12 protein-coding genes and 1 pseudogene are annotated in these 18,964 nt (G+C 36.7%); 2 read left to right on the top strand and 11 right to left on the bottom strand.

Features of this window, described 5'->3' with window-relative positions; all coding sequences use genetic code 11:
- Positions 1–24: 24 nt before the first annotated feature.
- Positions 25–1,641 carry an ABC transporter substrate-binding protein gene (locus PVV63_RS03900; RefSeq protein WP_273790730.1) on the bottom strand — a complete coding sequence of 539 codons (1,617 nt, stop codon included), beginning with the start codon at positions 1,639–1,641 and terminating at the stop codon, positions 25–27.
- 372 nt (positions 1,642–2,013) lie between these two features.
- Positions 2,014–3,639: an ABC transporter substrate-binding protein gene (locus PVV63_RS03895; RefSeq protein WP_273790729.1), complete on the bottom strand. Its 1,626-nt coding sequence runs from the start codon at positions 3,637–3,639 to the stop codon at positions 2,014–2,016.
- 1,206 nt (positions 3,640–4,845) lie between these two features.
- Between PVV63_RS03895 and PVV63_RS03890 the strand changes: the two are divergent.
- A pseudogene (locus PVV63_RS03890) lies at positions 4,846–5,025 on the top strand (integrase); the annotation flags it as partial.
- Positions 5,026–5,270: 245 nt separating this feature from the next.
- Here the strand turns inward: PVV63_RS03890 and PVV63_RS03885 are convergent.
- The 6 genes from PVV63_RS03885 to PVV63_RS03860 form a co-directional block, all read right to left on the bottom strand.
- A complete protein-coding gene (locus PVV63_RS03885; RefSeq protein ID WP_273790728.1) occupies positions 5,271–5,900 on the bottom strand; it encodes a DNA-3-methyladenine glycosylase I in 630 nt (209 codons plus the stop codon).
- A complete protein-coding gene (gene xseA / locus PVV63_RS03880; protein WP_273790727.1) occupies positions 5,878–7,308 on the bottom strand; it encodes an exodeoxyribonuclease VII large subunit in 1,431 nt (476 codons plus the stop codon). Before xseA ends, PVV63_RS03885 begins: the two co-directional genes overlap by 23 nt.
- A gap of 399 nt (positions 7,309–7,707) precedes the next feature.
- Positions 7,708–9,339: an ABC transporter substrate-binding protein gene (locus PVV63_RS03875; RefSeq protein ID WP_273790726.1), complete on the bottom strand. Its 1,632-nt coding sequence runs from the start codon at positions 9,337–9,339 to the stop codon at positions 7,708–7,710.
- A gap of 903 nt (positions 9,340–10,242) precedes the next feature.
- Complete coding sequence (locus PVV63_RS03870) at positions 10,243–11,874, bottom strand: ABC transporter substrate-binding protein (protein WP_273790745.1); 1,632 nt, start codon at positions 11,872–11,874, stop codon at positions 10,243–10,245.
- Between the two features lie 376 nt (positions 11,875–12,250).
- On the bottom strand, positions 12,251–12,400 hold the full coding sequence (locus PVV63_RS03865) for a hypothetical protein (protein ID WP_273790725.1): 150 nt from the start codon (positions 12,398–12,400) through the stop codon (positions 12,251–12,253).
- 414 nt (positions 12,401–12,814) lie between these two features.
- Positions 12,815–14,440, bottom strand: coding sequence for an ABC transporter substrate-binding protein (locus PVV63_RS03860; protein WP_273790724.1), 1,626 nt, complete (start codon positions 14,438–14,440; stop codon positions 12,815–12,817).
- Between the two features lie 1,105 nt (positions 14,441–15,545).
- Between PVV63_RS03860 and PVV63_RS03855 the strand changes: the two genes are divergently transcribed.
- The gene (locus tag PVV63_RS03855; RefSeq protein ID WP_273790723.1) at positions 15,546–15,827 is read left to right on the top strand and encodes a DUF6460 domain-containing protein; all 282 of its coding nucleotides are present in this window, start codon (positions 15,546–15,548) and stop codon (positions 15,825–15,827) included.
- A gap of 22 nt (positions 15,828–15,849) precedes the next feature.
- On the opposite strand, the gene PVV63_RS03850 is transcribed toward PVV63_RS03855, so the two are convergent.
- The 3 genes from PVV63_RS03850 to PVV63_RS03840 all read right to left on the bottom strand — a co-directional run bounded on the left by PVV63_RS03850 (position 15,850) and on the right by PVV63_RS03840 (position 18,580).
- Complete coding sequence (locus PVV63_RS03850) at positions 15,850–16,659, bottom strand: TIGR02186 family protein (RefSeq protein WP_273790722.1); 810 nt, start codon at positions 16,657–16,659, stop codon at positions 15,850–15,852.
- A 2-nt stretch (positions 16,660–16,661) separates the two neighbouring features.
- Positions 16,662–17,582: a sulfite exporter TauE/SafE family protein gene (locus tag PVV63_RS03845; RefSeq protein WP_273790721.1), complete on the bottom strand. Its 921-nt coding sequence runs from the start codon at positions 17,580–17,582 to the stop codon at positions 16,662–16,664.
- A gap of 179 nt (positions 17,583–17,761) precedes the next feature.
- Positions 17,762–18,580, bottom strand: a complete 819-nt coding sequence (locus tag PVV63_RS03840) for a hypothetical protein (protein ID WP_273790720.1) — start codon at positions 18,578–18,580, stop codon at positions 17,762–17,764.
- Positions 18,581–18,964: the final 384 nt, after the last annotated feature.

Genomic DNA, 18,964 nt, shown 5'->3' with positions numbered 1-18,964 from the left:
ATCCTTCTCTATAACATGCTTCTTTTATTTTTCTGCTTCATTGTAATAAAGTCTATAACTGTTCCAAATCCATTTTTTGACATCAGGTCCCATACCAACGGTATAATATGTCTGAAATAAATAAACCATAGGACCATGCTCTAACACATAATGCTGTAAAGTACGATATTGCACAATGCGCTTATTGGGGTCTTGCTCAAACAAAGCATCCATCACCATGTTATTAATATTTTCATCATAATACCCAGCGCGCCAAGCTAAATACATATTGTGCTTTTTTGTAAATGTTGGATCAGGGTTAAACACGTGATTTAATGAAGCAGGATGTCCATCAGGATCAGCACTCCCCCACCCCATAAGTGCAGTATCATAATTTCCACCACGTACACGGCTCAACAATTGATTTTGTGCCATTTTTTCAATTGTAAGCTCAACACCAATTTTGCGTGCATTGGCTTGAATAGACTGTGCAACAGACGACATATAACTAAGGCTTCCAACTAAAAGATTAGCTTTAAACCCATTAGGATAACCAGCTTCAGTAATCAGTTGTTTTGCTTTTTTCAAATCTAACTGAAAAGGCAAACCTTCTTTTTCATCTAAAGCACCTGGAACACCTAAAGACATATAAGTTGCCCTAGGAATAGCAATTCCTTTCAAAACAGTTTTTCCAAGACCTTCATAATCAACCAAATAACGAAGTGCCAGTCTGACCTTTTCATTCGCAAAAATTGCATTCTTATTATTTAACGATAGGTAAATAATCTGCGGACGCAAAACACGACTAATTTTGACTGGTTCTCCCTTTTTTTCAAGATCTAAAATATCCTCTGAAGAAAGATCACGCACTATATCCACATCACCTTTTTCCAAAAGAAGTCTTTGACTTGATGAATCCGCTACATGCTGCACAACAATCTGCTTAATTTTAGGCACATCGCCCCAATAATGCTGTGTCGCCTCTAACACAACTTTATCTCCTGGAGACCAGCTCACCAATTTATAAGGTCCAACACAAGCTGAATGTGTTGCTAAATATTTATTCCCCATATCACCGTTAATACTCTGTGCTTCAATTGTTTCCCGATCAAGCAAAGCAGAAGCATAAGATTGTCCAATAACAGTCAATATGAGCTGAATAGGATAGGGTTTATCTAATTTTAATTGTAAAGTCTTATCATCAAGTGCCTGAATATTTGTTTCAACATTGTTTTTGGTAAACCCATAATCCATTAAAGATTGAGCATAGCTTAATCCTAATTTAATAATCCGTCGCATCGACCATACCAGATCTTGCGCTGTAGCCGTCCTTCCGTCATTAAACTTTAAATCATCACGAAGATGAAAAACTATTCTTTTGCCATTATCTAAAACGTCCCAAGATTTTGCCATAGCAGGGCGAATTTTTGTAGGATCATGCTCGTCATATTGCACTAACGCGCTGCAAATATTCGTCAATAACTCACTCGTCACAACCTCAACAGTTTGCGCTGGATCAAAACTACTAATTGAATCAATATTCCACGCCATTACCAATATATCTTTAGATGAAGCGCTGAATGCCGATGTTACAGCCCCATTAAAAAAAACGATTGAGCTTAATAAAATAGAAAAATTTTTCAATATTCTTTGTTTTCCCATTTTATCTCTTCCTTTTGTATTCTTCTACCTTTTCACACAAAGTGATTTTGATTTTGCTCTTTCATCTTTTAAATAGCATAGCATTAGACATCAATTTCATTTCATCAAACTAAGCATCTATAAAATAATTTTCTTATACATCAGTCTATATTCTGGATGCAGAGAATCTATAACTATAAACAAAGATCCTCCCCAATATAACTTTCTATATTTATCGCTCCCTATAAACGATCTTAATTATATACTGCTACTGCACAAACATCCCTCACAATTTCATCCTTAAAAACTGAAGAGCTTTTATATGGGAGAATATTTTCATCATACAATTATGATTAAGCTCTTTTTAGCTTTGACAACATTAAAAAGACACTCTTATTTTTCAATTGCACTATAAAAAATACGCGGTGCACTATTCCAAACCCACTTTTTGACATCAGGCGTCATCGCGACAACGCTATATTGTTGAAAGATAAACGCATAAGGTCCTTTTTGCATAAGTTCACGTTGTAAATCAGCATAGAGTTGTGCCCGTTTTTGCGGATCTTTTTGAAACAGCGCCTCTTCAACTTTTTGATTCATCTTGGCATCAAAATACCCATGCTTCCAACTAGGATAGGCTGTATTTCTAGCCTCAAACCGATTATCTGGATTGAAAATAAGACGTGAAGCCATTGTATGAGGATCCACAGAATCATTATTCCATCCGATAAAAGCCGTATCAAAAGCCCGTGCATTCACTTTTGAAAACAACTGTGTACCTGCTACACGTTCAATTTTAAGACGCACGCCCGCCTGTGCAGCACTATCTTGAAGTGATTGAGCAAGTAACAAAGTATAAGGAGTGTTTGAGACAATAAAATTTGCCTCAAATCCGTTCGGATAACCGGCCTCTGCTAAAAGCTGTTTTGCTTTTTGAATATCAAGCTTAAAGGGTTGCCCCTCTTTTTCATCTAAAGCCCCAAAATTACCAAGAGGAATAAAACTGGCCCGTGGAACACCAATCCCTTTAAGAAGCTTCTTGCCTAGACCTTCATAATCTATAAGATAACGCATCGCCAAGCGTACTTTTTCCTTAGCAAAAATAGGATTCGTCGTATTGAATCCCCAGTACATCATAGTTGGCACTAACACTCTTTCAACTTTAACATCTGTTGTTTTTTGCAGATCTGCAAGATCTTCAGGTGTCAAATTACGAGCAACATCAATATCATGTTTTTGCAACAACAAGCGTTGTGTTCCGGGCTCTGCAACATGGCGAATTAAAATCTGCTTCAGTTTAGGTGCTTGTCCCCAATAGTGAGAGCTTGCACGCAACAAAAGAGCTTCTCTAGGGCGCCAACTTTTTAACTGATAAGGACCAACACAAGCAGCATGACTCTTCAAATACTGATTTCCAAAATCGCCATCTTTTTCGTGTTTCATAATCGTCTTACGATCAAGCAAAGCTGTTGCACGACTCGCAACAATATTATTAAGAATAAGCTCTGCTGGATAAGGCTTATCAAATTTCATCACAACTGTTTTCTTATCAGGAGCTTGCAAAGCATCATCAACATTTTGTTCTGTAATTCCATATTCATTAAAAATTGCCGCATTACCCATCTTCAATTTGACAATCCGCTTCATACCCCAAACAAGATCATTGGCATTGGCTGATCTGCCATCATTAAACTTCAAACCATCACGCAAATGAAAAGTAATCACCGTACTGTGATCATCACCTGAAACATCCCAATGCGTTGCTAAAGCAGGAACTATTTTAGCAGGATCATCTGTCGCAGTACTCACCAAGTTATCACAAATATTGTAAATAATTTCACTTGCATAAACATCATTGCTTTGGGCGGGATCAAACGTACTGATTGCATCAAGATTCCAAGCCATCACAAGGGTATTAGCCGGTGTTTTTGCTGAAACCTGTTGTACAACTACCCCCAAAGCCATAAGAGCAGCAACAAGAGAGCTGCTACTTTTCAATATTGTTTTCTTCAAGTTCATAAACTTTTCCCTTTATTTATTTTTTATCAATTAATGACGCTGAAATAATATAGCAAATTTATAATTATAACATTGAATAAATACGTTCTAATCGCTTATATTTTTAATCACCTACACAGAGTCATCTACTTGATAAATTCATTGACTTACGTCTCAATAAACCATAGCGAACATACAATATATGTTTTACTAACCAGTATTACATTCTTTTCATAACCTTTCTTTGCATATGATAATGCACTATATCAGTTCCCTATTAATCATCAATAAGCCTTATCGCCCCAAAAAATAGTGAGCTTTAAAAAATCATTACGCAAAAATTTATGAATTCATTATTCTATTCCTTTAGGCGATATTTAAAATAAAATATGCAAACTTTAAAAATAGTTATCCCCCTCAAACACTCAGTTTCAAGATGCGGCGCATCTTTACTACATGACAAAAACGACACTGGAATAGCAGAAAGACATAAGAAAATATCTTTTCTAAAACGCTATCCCCCACAAAAAGCTGCTTAATCTTTTGAAAAATAAGTGTCAAAAGTTTTACGTTTTTACCAACAAAACCAAACGCGTTAACAAAGATAAAGGAAAAATGAGAAGAATCATTCCTTCCACGCTTTATCTTTTGAAAAATAAAGCTTACAATAAAAGAATACACACTAAAATGCATTCCCCCATTGATAAAAACAAAATTCATTAGACGCTTCCCCCCTAAAGACATAACGAATATAAACCCTTCTAAACTTTAGTGTGCATCATTGCTTTGCCACTATAAAAATAGAGCATAAAACAACATACAGCAACAGAACTCTCGTTTCCAGCGGAAACATACAGAGATTCAACGAAGCAATGTAGTGGATACAAGCCTGCATGAGCTTAATCATCTTCCAAAAAATTGGAGCGCACACGCGGCAAGATCACTCTACTAATAGAGGAAAGCTATCAGATAATAAAACCCAACACAAGCAGCTTGAGTCATTTAACTTCAATTTTTCATCGCTGTATTTTATTTTTATTACCTAGGTAAGCATTGAGCAATCGACCTACATATAAATAAACCGACAGTCATACAAGCAAAGAAAAACAATGCAACAACAGCACCCCATCTAAAAACCACTTTGCATTCGTCAATAAGCATGAATAAAATATTCATTAATTATAACGGTCATGTCATTAACAGAAATAAAAAAAACTCTTCTCAACCATTACAAATGCCAAAGACTGTTGCACAACATTGAGAGCTAGTAAAGTGTGTGATGGTGCCGATTTGCTCCTTCATAAGCGTAAAGATGGAGGTGCTCAATGGATTTACCGTTGTACCATTCACAGGCGCCACCGCGAAATGGGTTTTGGTGTACTAAATGTTTCTTTAAAACATACAAGATATTACCATTATCTCACTTCAGATACATAACAGTTAAGGTATCACTCCTTTTGGCGTCTGTTTTTTCATCCTCAAAATTATACCTTTATCGTTTTTAGTGCCAACAACAGTAGAAAATCATTAATATTGTATAGTTTGTATATTTCAATTATCTTATACAGTGGAATTGTATAATCTATACATTTATTAAATAATTCAATTATTATCCTATTGATCATTACTCTTACAAAAGACAGTTTGCCAATTTATCGACAAAAACATCCTTCAAGATGATCATTAACAATCCCTACGGACTGCATAAAAGCATAACAAATTGTGGGACCAACGAATGTCCAGCCACGTTTCTTCAAGTCTTGAGAAAGACGAAGAGAAGCAGGTGTCATAGGGTTAGCCAACAGTGTTTGAAAATCTACTTTTTCATAACGCTCTGATGGTGGTGGCTGAAAAGACCAAAAATAGTGGGACAAACTTCCCCACTCTGTTATAATTTCTTGTGCTCTCAATGCGTTATTAAGCACTGATTGAATTTTTCCTTGATGGCGAACAATGTCTTTATTCTGCATTAACATTTGCACCTTTAGCTCATCATAATGAGCAATCTTTTCAAAGTCAAAGTGATCAAATGCAATGCGAAAAAAAAAGCGTTTTTTTAAAATTGTAAACCAAGAAAGTCCCGCTTGGAAACCTTCAAGACAAATTTTCTCAAACAAACGAATATTCTCAAAAATAGGCTTTCCCCATTCGGTATCATGATAAGCACAATAAAGTGGATCCGTTCCAGCCCATGCGCAACGAACTTTTCCATCCACTCCCTTAAGAAGACCTTCCGCAAGCATGGCATTAACCCCCGTATTAAAAGAGCATTCCTTGATCATCGCTAGGCGACTTTATTTGCTTGTGTTTTGAACGTTTAGCGGAAATAGGCTCTTGTGTTGCAACACTGATATCTCCATCAAAAAAACGTAAATTTATGTGCCCCGTTTCTGGAAACTGAGCCAAGCGTTTAATGGGCTTATTCTCTTTCCCCAAAGCCAAAACAAAACCGCGCTCCAAAATATTCTGATATGAAGTGCTTTTTAAAAGCCTAGATACTACCTCTAACCCAGCACGTTGTTTTTCCACACTACGCACAAAAGCACGCTGAAGACGTGCCGTATATTCCTTTGTATTGCGTTGTGCTTTTTCACTATTTAACAAACGCGGTGAAAGACGCACACCAAGTGCATGAAAAGAAAAACGTTTTTTATCGTAGCTCACACAAAGAGCACGCTGCAATCGACTTGAAGTTTCATCCAAACCACGCCGTGGTAGAGCAAAAAGTTGATCGGCAGTCGGAAGAGCTCGTAGAGTAGCTCGCAATTTTTGTCGATAAAAATCCAAATAACGCGCTAGTCCCTTGCGCAAACGTGCACCAAGCGATGCCACCAGCACCTCAAGATCAAGCTTAACAGGAACAGCCCGTTCTGCTGCGGCGGTGGGAGTTGGAGCACGCCAATCAGCCACATAATCAATCAAGGTCCAGTCCGTTTCATGCCCAACAGCAGAAATAACAGGAAGAGAAGATTCATAAACAGCACGAACAACAGCTTCGTCATTAAACCCCCACAAATCTTCTAAACTTCCCCCTCCCCGTGCAACAATAATAAGATCAGGCTTAGGAACAACTCCTCCTAAAGGCAACGCATTAAAACCTTCAACAGCAACAGCCACTTCTTTCCCACTTGTTTCCCCCTGAACACGTACAGGCCAAACCAAAATATGCAACGGAAAACGATCGGATATACGATGAATAATATCACGAATAACAGCACCTGTTGGTGATGTTACAACGCCTATAATTCGAGGCATATAAGGCAAAGTTTTTTTCTTAGCTTCATCAAACAAGCCTTCTTCTAAAAACTTTTTCTTACGATTTTCAAGGAGTGTCATCAAAGCACCAATCCCTGTTGGTTCAAGAGCCTCAATGACAATTTGATATTTCGATGATCCTGGATACGTCGTAAGTTTACCAACAGCAATCACTTCCATCCCTTCTTCAGGAGGAAATTTGAGCTTTTCCATCATTCCACGCCAAATAACAGCTTCCAACCGTGCCTTATCATCTTTTAAAGCAAAATAAGCATGTCCCGAAGCATGAGTACCACGGTAACCTGATATCTCCCCACGTACCCGTACATAACCAAACTTTTCTTCAACAACACGCTTTAGGGCCCCTGCTATTTCGGAAACAGTGAATTCTGCCACATTTGTTACACCTGTTTTTTCACTAAACAAACTTACCATTTTTCAATTCTTTACGCCCGTTTCTGTGAATCTTTTTGAAACAATACATCTTTAAACTTTTGATTTATAGCTTCATCAAAATACCCATAACACCGGCTAGAGTAGTTTATATTTTTAATTTCAAATCGATTATCAGGGTTGTAAAAAAACTTGAAGCCGTTTTATGGGGATATCTAAAGTCATTATTTTATTCGAAAATTGTATCAATAGAAGTTTAAATATTCAATCTTAACATTCACACAAACACATCTTTCATAAGAATTCCTGAAATAAAATTCTCTACACAACATAGAAATCCATTCCCGATAAAATTCAACGTATTGCAAAGTGTTAAAGAGCTTTGCAATACATCAAATATATCATGATCATGTTTTTTATATTTTATAAACCTGATCCTTCTTATTTTTCAATTGCACTATAAAAAATACGTGGTGCACTATTCCAAACCCATTTTTTAACATCAGGTGTCATCGCTATCGTGTGATACGTCTGATAGATAAAAGCATAAGGTCCTTTCTGCATAAATTCACGTTGCAAATCAGCATACATTTGCGCCCGTTTTTTTGGATCTTTTTGAAACAACGCATCTTGAACCTTTTGATTCATAGTTTCATCCAAATACCCATGGCACCAACTCGCATAGCCTGTATTTTTAGCCTCAAACCGATTATCAGGATTGTAAATAAGACGTGAAGCCATTGTATGGGGATCCGCAGAATCATTATTCCATCCGAAAAAAATCGTATCAAAAGTACGTGCAGATAGTTTTGAAAATAACTGCGTGCCTACGAAACGTTCAATTTTAAAACGCACCCCCACCTTTTTTGCATTGTCTTGGAGGGACTGAGCAATAGGCAAAGCAAAAGGATAAGGAGAGGCACCAGCAAAAATACTGGCCTCAAAACCATCAGGATAACCTGCCTCTGTTAAAAGTTGCTTTGCTTTTGGGAGATCAAGTTTAAAGGGTTGTCCTTCTTTTTCATCCAAAGCCCCAAGATTACCAAGAGGAATAAAACTTGCACGTGGAATACCAACATCTTTGAGAAGAGTCTTACCGAGTCCTTCATAGTCAATAAGATAGCGCATCGCTAAACGTACTTTTTCATTGGCAAAAATTGGATTTGTCACATTGAACCCCCATATGATCACGGATGGCTCTAACACTCTTTCAACTTTAATATCCGTTGTTGCTTGGAGATCTGCCAAATCCTCTGGCATCAGATTACGTGCAACATCGATATCGTGTTTTTGCAACAATAAACGTTGTGTTCCAGGTTCCGCAACATGGCGAATTAAAATCTTCTTCAATTTAGGCGCCTCCCCCCAATAATTGGAGCTTGCACGCAACAAAATCCCTTCTCCAGGACGCCAACTCTCTAGCTGATAAGGACCAACACAAGCAGAATGACTTGCCAAATAACGGTTTCCCATATCACCATTTTTTTCGTGTTTCATGAGTGTCTCACGATCAAGCAAAGCAAGAGTACGACTAGTGGCAAAATGGCTAAGAATAAGCTCTGCTGGATAAGGTTTATCAAATTTCATCACCACCGTTTTGTCATCCGGTGCTTGAAAAGCCTCATCAACGTTTTGTTCTGTAATCCCATATTCATTAAATGTCGCCGCAGTAGCCATCTTCAATTGAACAACCCGCTTCATGCTCCAAATCAGATCATTAGCATTCGCAGGACGACCATCGTTGAACTTCAAACCATCACGCAAATGAAAAGTAATCACAGTACTCTGATCATCACTTGAAACATCCCAACTCTTTGCTAACGAAGGAACCATTTTAGCAGCATCATCTGTAGCAGAAACGACTAAATTATCACAAACATTGACAAGAACTTCATTACCATAACGATCATTGATTTGTGCGGGATCAAATGTACTTATTGTATCAAGATTCCAAGCCATCACAAGCGTATCAGCAGGTGTTTTCGCTGAAACTTGTTGCACAAACATCCCCATTGCAAGAACAGCAGAAACAAAAGAACTGCCATTTTTCAATATTTTTCTTTTCACGTTCATAGAATTTTCCTTTTAAGATTTAAGGTTATTATATAACTTCCCCATGTGACAACATGCAAAAATGATAAGATCATGCTTAGAAAACACGCCTCCTAGAGGTAAAACATCAAAACTTCCAAGAGCAGCAACCACTTTTCAAAAGCTCATCCCCCCGAACACGTATAGGACAAATGAACATATGCAACGCAAAACGATCTGATTAAAATAAAGCTATCACGCACGATAGCACGCGACATCACGGCACTTACAATTCAGAGCATATCAGGCCAAAATTCTTCTTTGCTTCATCAAAAAGATTTCTTCTTCAAGTTTCTTCTTGCTATTTTCTAAAAAGTATCATCAAAGCGCTACTCTAATTGCTTCAAAAACCTCAAGACAATTTAATATTTTGATGATTCTGAATAAATTTTTTAGTAACCACTTTCACCCTTTTTCAGAAGAAAATTCGAACTTTATTATAACTCCGTATCAAATAACAGCTTCGAACCTATAGATTATCATATTTTAAGTCATAAGGAGTGTACTGAGGTATAAGAAGAGTAGCGTGATGTTTCCCCACGTATCTGCATAAAATAGTTTTTTTCACTAAAACATTTTAAAGTCCCCCATTTTTTCAGAAACACTAAATTTTGCTTTATTCGTTACACCTGTCTTTTGCAACAAACAAATTTATTACTTTTTTATACACATAAATTGAAATATAAAATATTAATATCTATACACGTAGAATTTATCGAGATAAATAACCTTTCTTCCCAATAGAATGTTTTGAAATAAAATTCTCTACACAACATAGAAATCCATTCCCGATAAAATTCAACGTATTGCAAAGTGTTAAAGAGCTTTGCAATACATCAAATATATCATGATCATGTTTTTTATATTTTATAAACCTGATCCTTCTTATTTTTCAATTGCACTATAAAAAATACGTGGTGCACTATTCCAAACCCATTTTTTGACATCAGGTGTCATCGCTACAGAAACATATGTCTGATAGATAAAAGCATAAGGTCCTTTCTGCATAAATTCACGTTGCAAATCAGCATACATTTGCGACCGTTTTTTTGGATCTTTTTGAAACAACGCATCTTGAACCTTTTGATTCATAGTTTCATCCAAATACCCATGGCACCAACTCGCATAGCCTGTATTTTTAGCCTCAAACCGATTATCAGGATTGTAAATAAGACGTGAAGCCATTGTATGGGGATCCGCAGAGCCATTATTCCATCCGAAAAAAATCGTATCAAAACCACGCGCATAAAATTTTGAAAATAACTGCGTGCCTACGAAACGTTCAATTTTAAAACGTACCCCCACCTTTTTTGCATTGTCTTGGAGAGACTGAGCAATAGGCAAAGCAAAAGGATAAGGAGAGGCACCGGCAAAAATACTGGCCTCAAAACCATCAGGATAACCTGCCTCTGTTAAAAGTTGCTTTGCTTTTGGGAGATCAAGTTTAAAGGGTTGTCCTTCTTTTTCATCCAAAGCCCCAAGATTACCAAGAGGAATAAAACTTGCACGTGGAATACCAACATCTTTGAGAAGAGTCTTACCGAGTCCTTCATAGTCAATAAGATAGCGCATCGCTAAACGCACTTTTTCATTGGCAAAAATAGGGTTCGTCGTATTAAACCCCCATATGATCATGGAGGGCGCCAACACTTTTTCAACTTTAATATCCGTTGTTGCTTGAAGATCTGCCAAATCCTCTGGCATCAGATTACGTGCAACATCGATATCGTGTTTTTCCAATAATAAACGTTGCGTTCCAGGTTCCGCAACATGGCGAATTAAAATCTTCTTTAATTTAGGCACCTCCCCCCAATAATTGGAGCTTGCACGCAACAAAATCCCTTCTCCAGGACGCCAACTCTCTAGCTGATAAGGACCAACACAAGCAGAATGACTTGCCAAATACCGGTTTCCCATATCACCATCTTGTTCGTTTTTCATGAGTGTCTCACGATCCAGCAAGGCAGCAGTGCGATTAGTGGAAATATTGCTAAGAATGAGCTCTGCTGGATAAGGTTTATCAAATTTCATCACCACCGATTTGTCATCCGGTGCTTGAAAAGCCTCATCAACGTTTTGTTCTGTAATTCCATATTCATTAAATGTTGCCGCATTAGACAATTTCAATTTGACAACCCGCTTCATACCCCAAACAAGATCATTGGCATTCGCAGGACGACCATCGTTGAACTTCAAACCATCACGCAAATGAAAAGTAATCACCGTACTCTGATCATCACTTGAAACATCCCAACTCTTCGCTAACGAGGGAACCATTTTAGTAGCATCATCTGTAGCAGAAACGACTAAATTATCACAAATATTGTTAACCAATTCAATTCCATAACGGTCATTGAGTTGTGCAGGGTCAAATGTACTTATTGGATCGAGATTCCAAGCCATCACAAGCGTATCGGCAGGTGTTTTTGCTGAAACTTGTTGCACAAACATCCCCATTGCAAGAACAGCAGAAATAAAAGAACCGCCCTTTTTCAATATTTTTCTTTTCACGTTCATAGAACCTTTCACGTTCATAGAATTTTCCTTTTAACGTTTATTGTATAAATTCCCCATGCAGCAAAACGTGCTTAATAATTAAGTTTAGACGAACGATAGGCTCCTAAAGATCAAACTTTAAAACCTTCAAGAACAAGCACCTCTTGTCAATGACTCCTCCTGTCTACACTTATAAGCCAAACTAAAACATACAAAGGAAAACACTCTGATATACAATGAACGCTCACCAACAACAGAGCTTATTCACGATATCATAACGCCTACTATTGAAGACTATAAAACCTGTATTTTTTCTATCTTGTTAAGCAAGCTTGTCTCGTATTTCTTCCGGCGTGTTCTATACCATCAAAGCACTACCCCTTTTGGCTCAAGTACCTTAATAACAAAGAGCCTTCATAATAATTTGACGATTTGATAAAACAGGAAAATTTGTCAGTTTGCCAAGTGCAACGACTTTTATTCCTTCTTCAAAAGAAAATTTAATTTTTTCATCACTCCCCGTAAAATAACACCCTCCAAATGACATCTCATCATCTTTCAAAGCAAAAGAAAATATGAACACTATAAAAAACTGATATCCCTTGTGTACCCACCCATAACAAAACTTTCCTTCAACACAGCAAAACCTTTGCACCTTTAGCACCACTAAATTCCGCGATATTTGTTACACTTAGTTTCTTTATGTTATACTCAGTTTTTTAACAAATAAATTGACCACTTTCTAATTCAGAGAAATTGAAATATCGATCTTAACATCCACTTAAATACACCTCTAATGAGAATGAAAAATATCTTTAAACGAATGTCTTGAAAAGACATTCAACAATATATCACGCATTACCTATGATCTTCGACGCATTGCAAAACTTGAAAATTTATACAATACGCCGAATATATCATGACGATGCCCTTTATCTATTGAACAGCATTGAAGACACTCTTATTTTTCAATTTTACTATAAAAAATATGTGGCGCACTATTCCAAACCCACTTTTTGACATCAGGCGTCATCGCAATAACAGTATATTTCTGATAGATAAACGCATAAGGTCCTTTTTGCATAAGTTCACGTTGTAAATCAGCATATATTTGTGCCCGTTTTTGCGGATCTTTTTGAAACAACGCCTCTTCAACTTTTTTATTCATTTTGGCATCAAAATACCCATGCTGCCAACTAGGATAGGCTGTATTTTTTGCCTCAAGCCGATTATCTGGATTATAAACAAGACGTGAAGCCATTGTATGAGGATCCGCAGAATCATTATTCCATCCGATAAAAGCCGTATCAAAAGCCCGTGCATTCACTTTTGAAAACAACTGTGTACCTGCTACACGTTCAATTTTAAGACGCACGCCCGCCTGTGCAGCACTATCTTGAAGTGACTGAGCAAGTAACAAAGTATAAGGAGCATTTGAGACAATAAAATTTGCTTCAAATCCGTTCGGATAACCGGCCTCTGCTAAAAGCTGTTTTGCTTTTTGAATATCAAGCTTAAAGGGTTGCCCCTCTTTTTCATCCAAAGCTCCAAGATTACCAAGAGGAATAAAACTGGCCCGTGGAACACCAATCCCTTTAAGAAGCTTCTTGCCAAGACCTTCATAATCTATAAGATAACGCATCGCCAAGCGTACTTTTTCCTTAGCAAAAATGGGATTTGTCATATTGAATCCCCAGTACATCATGGATGGTTCTAACACTTCCTTGATTTTAACATCTGTTGTTTTTTGCAGATCTGCAAGATCTTCAGGTGTCAAATTACGAGCAACATCAATATCATGTTTTTGCAACAACAAGCGTTGTGTTCCGGGCTCTGCAACATGGCGAATTAAAATCTGCTTCAGTTTAGGCTCTTGTCCCCAATAGTGAGAGCTTGCACGCAACAAAAGAGCTTCTCCAGGGCGCCAACTTTTTAACTGATAAGGACCAACACAAGCAGCATGACTCTTCAAATACTGATTTCCCAAATCACCATCTTTTTCGTGTTTCATAATCGCGTTACGATCAAGCAAAGCTGTTGCAGGACTTGCAACAATATTATTAAGAATAAGTTCTGCTGGATAAGGTTTATCAAATTTCATCACAACTGTTTTCTTATCAGGAGCTTGCAAAGCATCATCAACATTTTGTTCTACAATTCCATATTCATTAAAAATTGCCGCATTACCCATCTTCAATTTGACAACCCGCTTCATACCCCAAACAAGATCATTGGCATTGGCTGATCTGCCATTATTAAACTTCAAACCATCACGCAAATGAAAAGTAATCATCGTACTGTGATCATCACCTGAAACATCCCAATGCGTTGCTAAAGCAGGAACCATTTTAGCAGGATCATCTGTCGCAGTACTCACCAAGTTATCACAAACATTGCGAACAATTTCACTTCCATAAACATCATTGAGCTGCGCAGGATCAAACGTACTGATTGCATCAAGATTCCAAGCCATCACAAGGGTATCAGCCGGTGTTTTTGCTAAAACCTGTTGTCCAACTACCCCCAGTGCAATAAAAGCAGAAACAAGAAAGCTGCTCCCTTTCAATATTTTTTTCTTCAAGTTCATAACTTTTCCTTTTAAATAAAGTTTATTATATAAATTTCCCACGCAACAAGAACATGCTTAATCATAAGGTTAGACGATCCATAGGCCCCTAAAACAAAGTATTAAAACTTTCAAACAGCACCACTTTCCAACCTTTTCTCCTGTCCATACTTAACAAGCCCCCAATATGCACCGAAAAGCAATTTAATATATGATGAATGACATAACCCATCACAAATCTATTGATAATATTACAACGTCTACCATTGAACGCGATAAGACAAAGACTTCTTCTCTATTATCAGGCAAGCTTGTCACTTCTTTCTTCTAGCGTTTTTATGCCATCAAAGGGCTCTCCCCTGTTAACTCAAGCGCCTTAATAACGAAGAACCCTAATAATAATTTGATATTTTAACAAAACAGAAAAATTCACCCATCGGCTAACATGAAACACCTCTACCCCTTCTGCAAGAGGAATTTTGAATTTTTCCATAATTCCCCACTAAATAACGGCTTCTAATTATATCTTATTTCCAAATAAAAGGAGCACGGGCACCACAAACCTCTTACATTCCCTCACGCGGATATACATAACAAAACTTTTTTCAACATCGTATTTTTAATATCTTTGCTCCTTTAACAACACTCAATTCATTGCTTATCATTGCTTACATTTTTTCAGAAAAAAAGATCTTTTCAATGCACCAAGGTTGAAATATCTAAATATAATACTTATATAAGCACACCCTTATTAGAATAGATAGTCTTTTTTTAAGTAAACTGTCTTGAAATATTATTTCTATACACGACAATAATAAGTTCGTTACAAAATCTTCAATATACTAGAACTCTCACTCTGATGTGAAATATCGAAACGTTATAAAATTTCTCTACAAATTCTCAGAAACGAAAGGATATCCCTTTATTTAATAAAAAAGGGCCATGAAAATATCGCAAAAAATGCAATAAAACATGTGTATATTTCAAAAACCAGCACCGTTAACCAGACTAAGGTGATAAACTCAAAAAAGTAAGAAAAAATAAAAAAATGTTTTTCCTTTATGATAATAACATCGCTGTACCATGATAATACAATAAAAAACACGATCTTTGAAAGTATATTAAAATGAAGCGAAAAAAAAAATTATTAGATTCTTTTCATGCGTTTCTTGGAGAAAAATCAAGCCGCGTTAGTCTAAAATTGCTTATCCTTTCATTCTTCATTGGTATCGTAATGAATTTTTTGGGATGGACACCTCGAAACCTCATACAAAAAATAGTCGATTTTTTTCAATCACTATGGGAAGCAGGATTTATAACGCTTACAAATTTCTTCCATATAACTATGACAGGAGCTATTGTTGTTGTGCCTATTTTTCTTATCTTACGAATTTTTCATAAAAAATAAAAGCCTTAACATTTTCCTTGCGTTAATCTTTTCGAAAAATCAAACGACACAAAAATCCTGTAGTAATAGCAATAATCACTGCAACAATACCATATAAAAAACGATACTTGTGCGCTGCATAAAAAATTGTATAGGTGATATGTGCTTTAACAATTTCAAGAGTCGTTGTTGCACTATCAATAAACTGTCCATCACGAAAAAGATAAGCACGAACTTTATAATGTCCAACCGGGATATTTGCTGGCAAACGAAAATGCGCTGTGAAAAGTGTGTCAGAACCAAAACGAACCCCACCCACTTCCTCATAATAAAGGCTTTTAGCTTTTTGCAATTTTATAAGTTCATCGCGAAAGATTTGTATTTTTTTCTGATCTTGTTCATCCGTCTGCAATGGCAAATAGAGTAATCCTAACCCTAAGCGTTTATAATCTTCAATGCTCGTAATATCGTCAATTTCACGTGTTGTGACCATAGAGTAAAAAAGAGGAACCTTTTTAAAAATAAGAGAATCTGTATTGACCCATACACCGGCATTGCGTTTTTTTTCTCGCATCACCATTGTCCGATCTTGTCCCTCCAAGCTTACAACAATATCATAACGGTTCTGTCGAGAATATAACGGATCAATATTTTCCAAAACACCAGCAATATAAAGATCACGACCAGCAAAATTTGCATCCACAGTAATCGTATTCGTTGTTACAATAATTTGGACAGTTTCGTGGTCAACTTGATCAATGAATGTAGCTGGCGTCCCAACATGTGACCATGTAGAAAAAGAAATAAAACAAAAGCAACCTGTAATGATGTATAAAGAAAATAATCTACCCATTTTTATCTCATAAGAATATCCAGAGAGAAAAGATTATCAGGGCGTATAAATAATTGAAAAGCAAGACGCATACACACAATCAACACTAAAAATGCAAGTGCCATACGCAATTGTTCAGCCTTTAACTTCCGTCCAACCCGTGTTCCATATTGCGCACCAATACTTCCTCCAAGCATTAACAAAAAAGCCAAGACAATATCAACGGACTGATTAGTCATACTTTGCAAAACTGTCGTGAAAGAAGACACAAATGTAATCTGAAAAAGTGAAGTCCCAATCACCACACTGGTTGGAACACGCAGAAGATAAATCAATGCTGGTATCATAAAGAACCCCCCACCAATTCCCATAATAGAAGACAACAACCCCACAATGAGACCAATCCCTAAAACTGGAATAATGCTAACATATATCATAGATGTCCGAAAACGCATTTTTAAGGGTAAGCGATGAATCCAATTATGTCGACCAGCAAGACGAATATTGGCTTTTCCTGCCTTACGCTTGCGCATCATATCATACCAACTTTCAACGATCATCAAGCTTCCTACACTTCCAAGAAGAATCACATAAAGAAGCGAAATCATTAAGTCTAATTGACCTAACTTTTTCAAAACAGAGAAAACCTGAATCCCGATTAAAGAACCAATCCCTCCTCCAATCGCCAAAAGAATACCAAGTTTAATATCGAGCGTACGTCTTCTAAAATGTGTAATTGCTCCTGTTACAGATGACGCAATCATCTGGTTAGCACCTGTTCCAACAGCAATAGCAGGAGGAATATTATAAAAAATCAATAACGGCGTGATGAGAAACCCACCACCGATTCCAAAAAGTCCTGAAAAAAAACCAGCAATGACTCCCATACCAATCAAGATCAGCATATTGAGTGACATTTCAGCAATTGGTAAATAAATACTCACTTACAGAACCTTCAAGATAATTTGAGGTTTTTTTTACAATTAGAGAATCCTTCTCCAATTATCCTCTTTTCCAATAATCTCTGTTGCGTGTTTAAAAGGATAATTTTAGTTGCTATAGCTTCCGCACAAACACGAATGCGCAATACATTTCACATCTATTAACATCAACATCATAAAAATTAAAAAAAACGAGCTCCTTTTAAAAAGCTATAAAAACATAACGTTATCGCTACCATAAATGCAACGGTTAAAAAACAAAGAACACCTTTTTTTAGCAAATAAGATAAAAACGACACATGTTCCCGAGACTGCGTCCTTAAAGAAGAAAAATCATTCTCAATACAATGATTAGATGCCTGAGCACCCATCATACCTTTTTCTTCTATCACAGCATGCTCCACTACCCCCTCAACCTTTTTAAAAGAAGATTTCAGAGCATCACTGGGCAAAGGGCTTCTATCTTCTTGCTGCACCGTATTTTCAACATTTGTTTGGAGTGAAATTATGCTGTTTTCTTTCGAAAAATTTTGCACCTTTTGAAGTAATAAGCGTTCTTGATTTCCCTCACATTCCATGTGAGCAAGTTTTTGTACAACAGAATCAGGTGATTTTGAACGAGACACCCGTCGTGTTACCGCTGCTTCTTCTAAGCTTTTTTTTTCACTCTGCAAACTTTGAACAATTGTTTTAATCTGCTCTAAAGACTGGAAAAGCTTTTTTTCTCTTTGACGACGTATATAATGTTCAGCCAAAATGGCCCGACTAATATCATCTAAGTAAGATTTAAAATGCTCTTCTACCGAACTCTGCTGCATTAAAGAACGAGGCGAATGCTTCATTTGCATTTGCGCATAAACGGTGCGTAATTTTTGAGCAATATCCGACATCGTTACTTCTACAGAAGTATCCATGCTCTCTTTCTGTTCAACAAAAGAAAAGACTTTATCGTTCCTAACCTGTTTGGTCGCCTGGCCGATCGTATGACCCTTCGTATTCACAAACGCCTACCCCTCATTAACCTTTTTGAAAAGAATCGCAACAAATGATAAGAAAGTGTGCTCTATTTTAGTAAATAGAGCTTTAAGAACTCCCAAAAACTTTTTTGTTAGAAATATTTTCCCCAATCTTTATCTAAAATATTTGAAAGAAAGATCTTTAATTTTTCTGTATTCAAGATTTGAAGAGAAAAATCATTCCCCCATTTTTATCTTTTTTACTTAATTTTTCATTGCATAAAGGACCTATTGCACCATCATAAACAAAGCATAAGGAACTAAAAAAATATTCTCACAAGACAAATTGATTTTTTTACTTTTTATTCAAGCAAATAGGGCAATTATGGCAATGCAAAAATATGAAGATTGAAAATGACGACGAGAAAG

This window comes from Bartonella sp. CM31XJBT, assembly GCF_028618555.1.
In the GTDB taxonomy this organism is placed as follows: Bacteria; Pseudomonadota; Alphaproteobacteria; order Rhizobiales; family Rhizobiaceae; genus Bartonella.
This window is presented reverse-complemented; position numbering and strand designations above follow the sequence as displayed.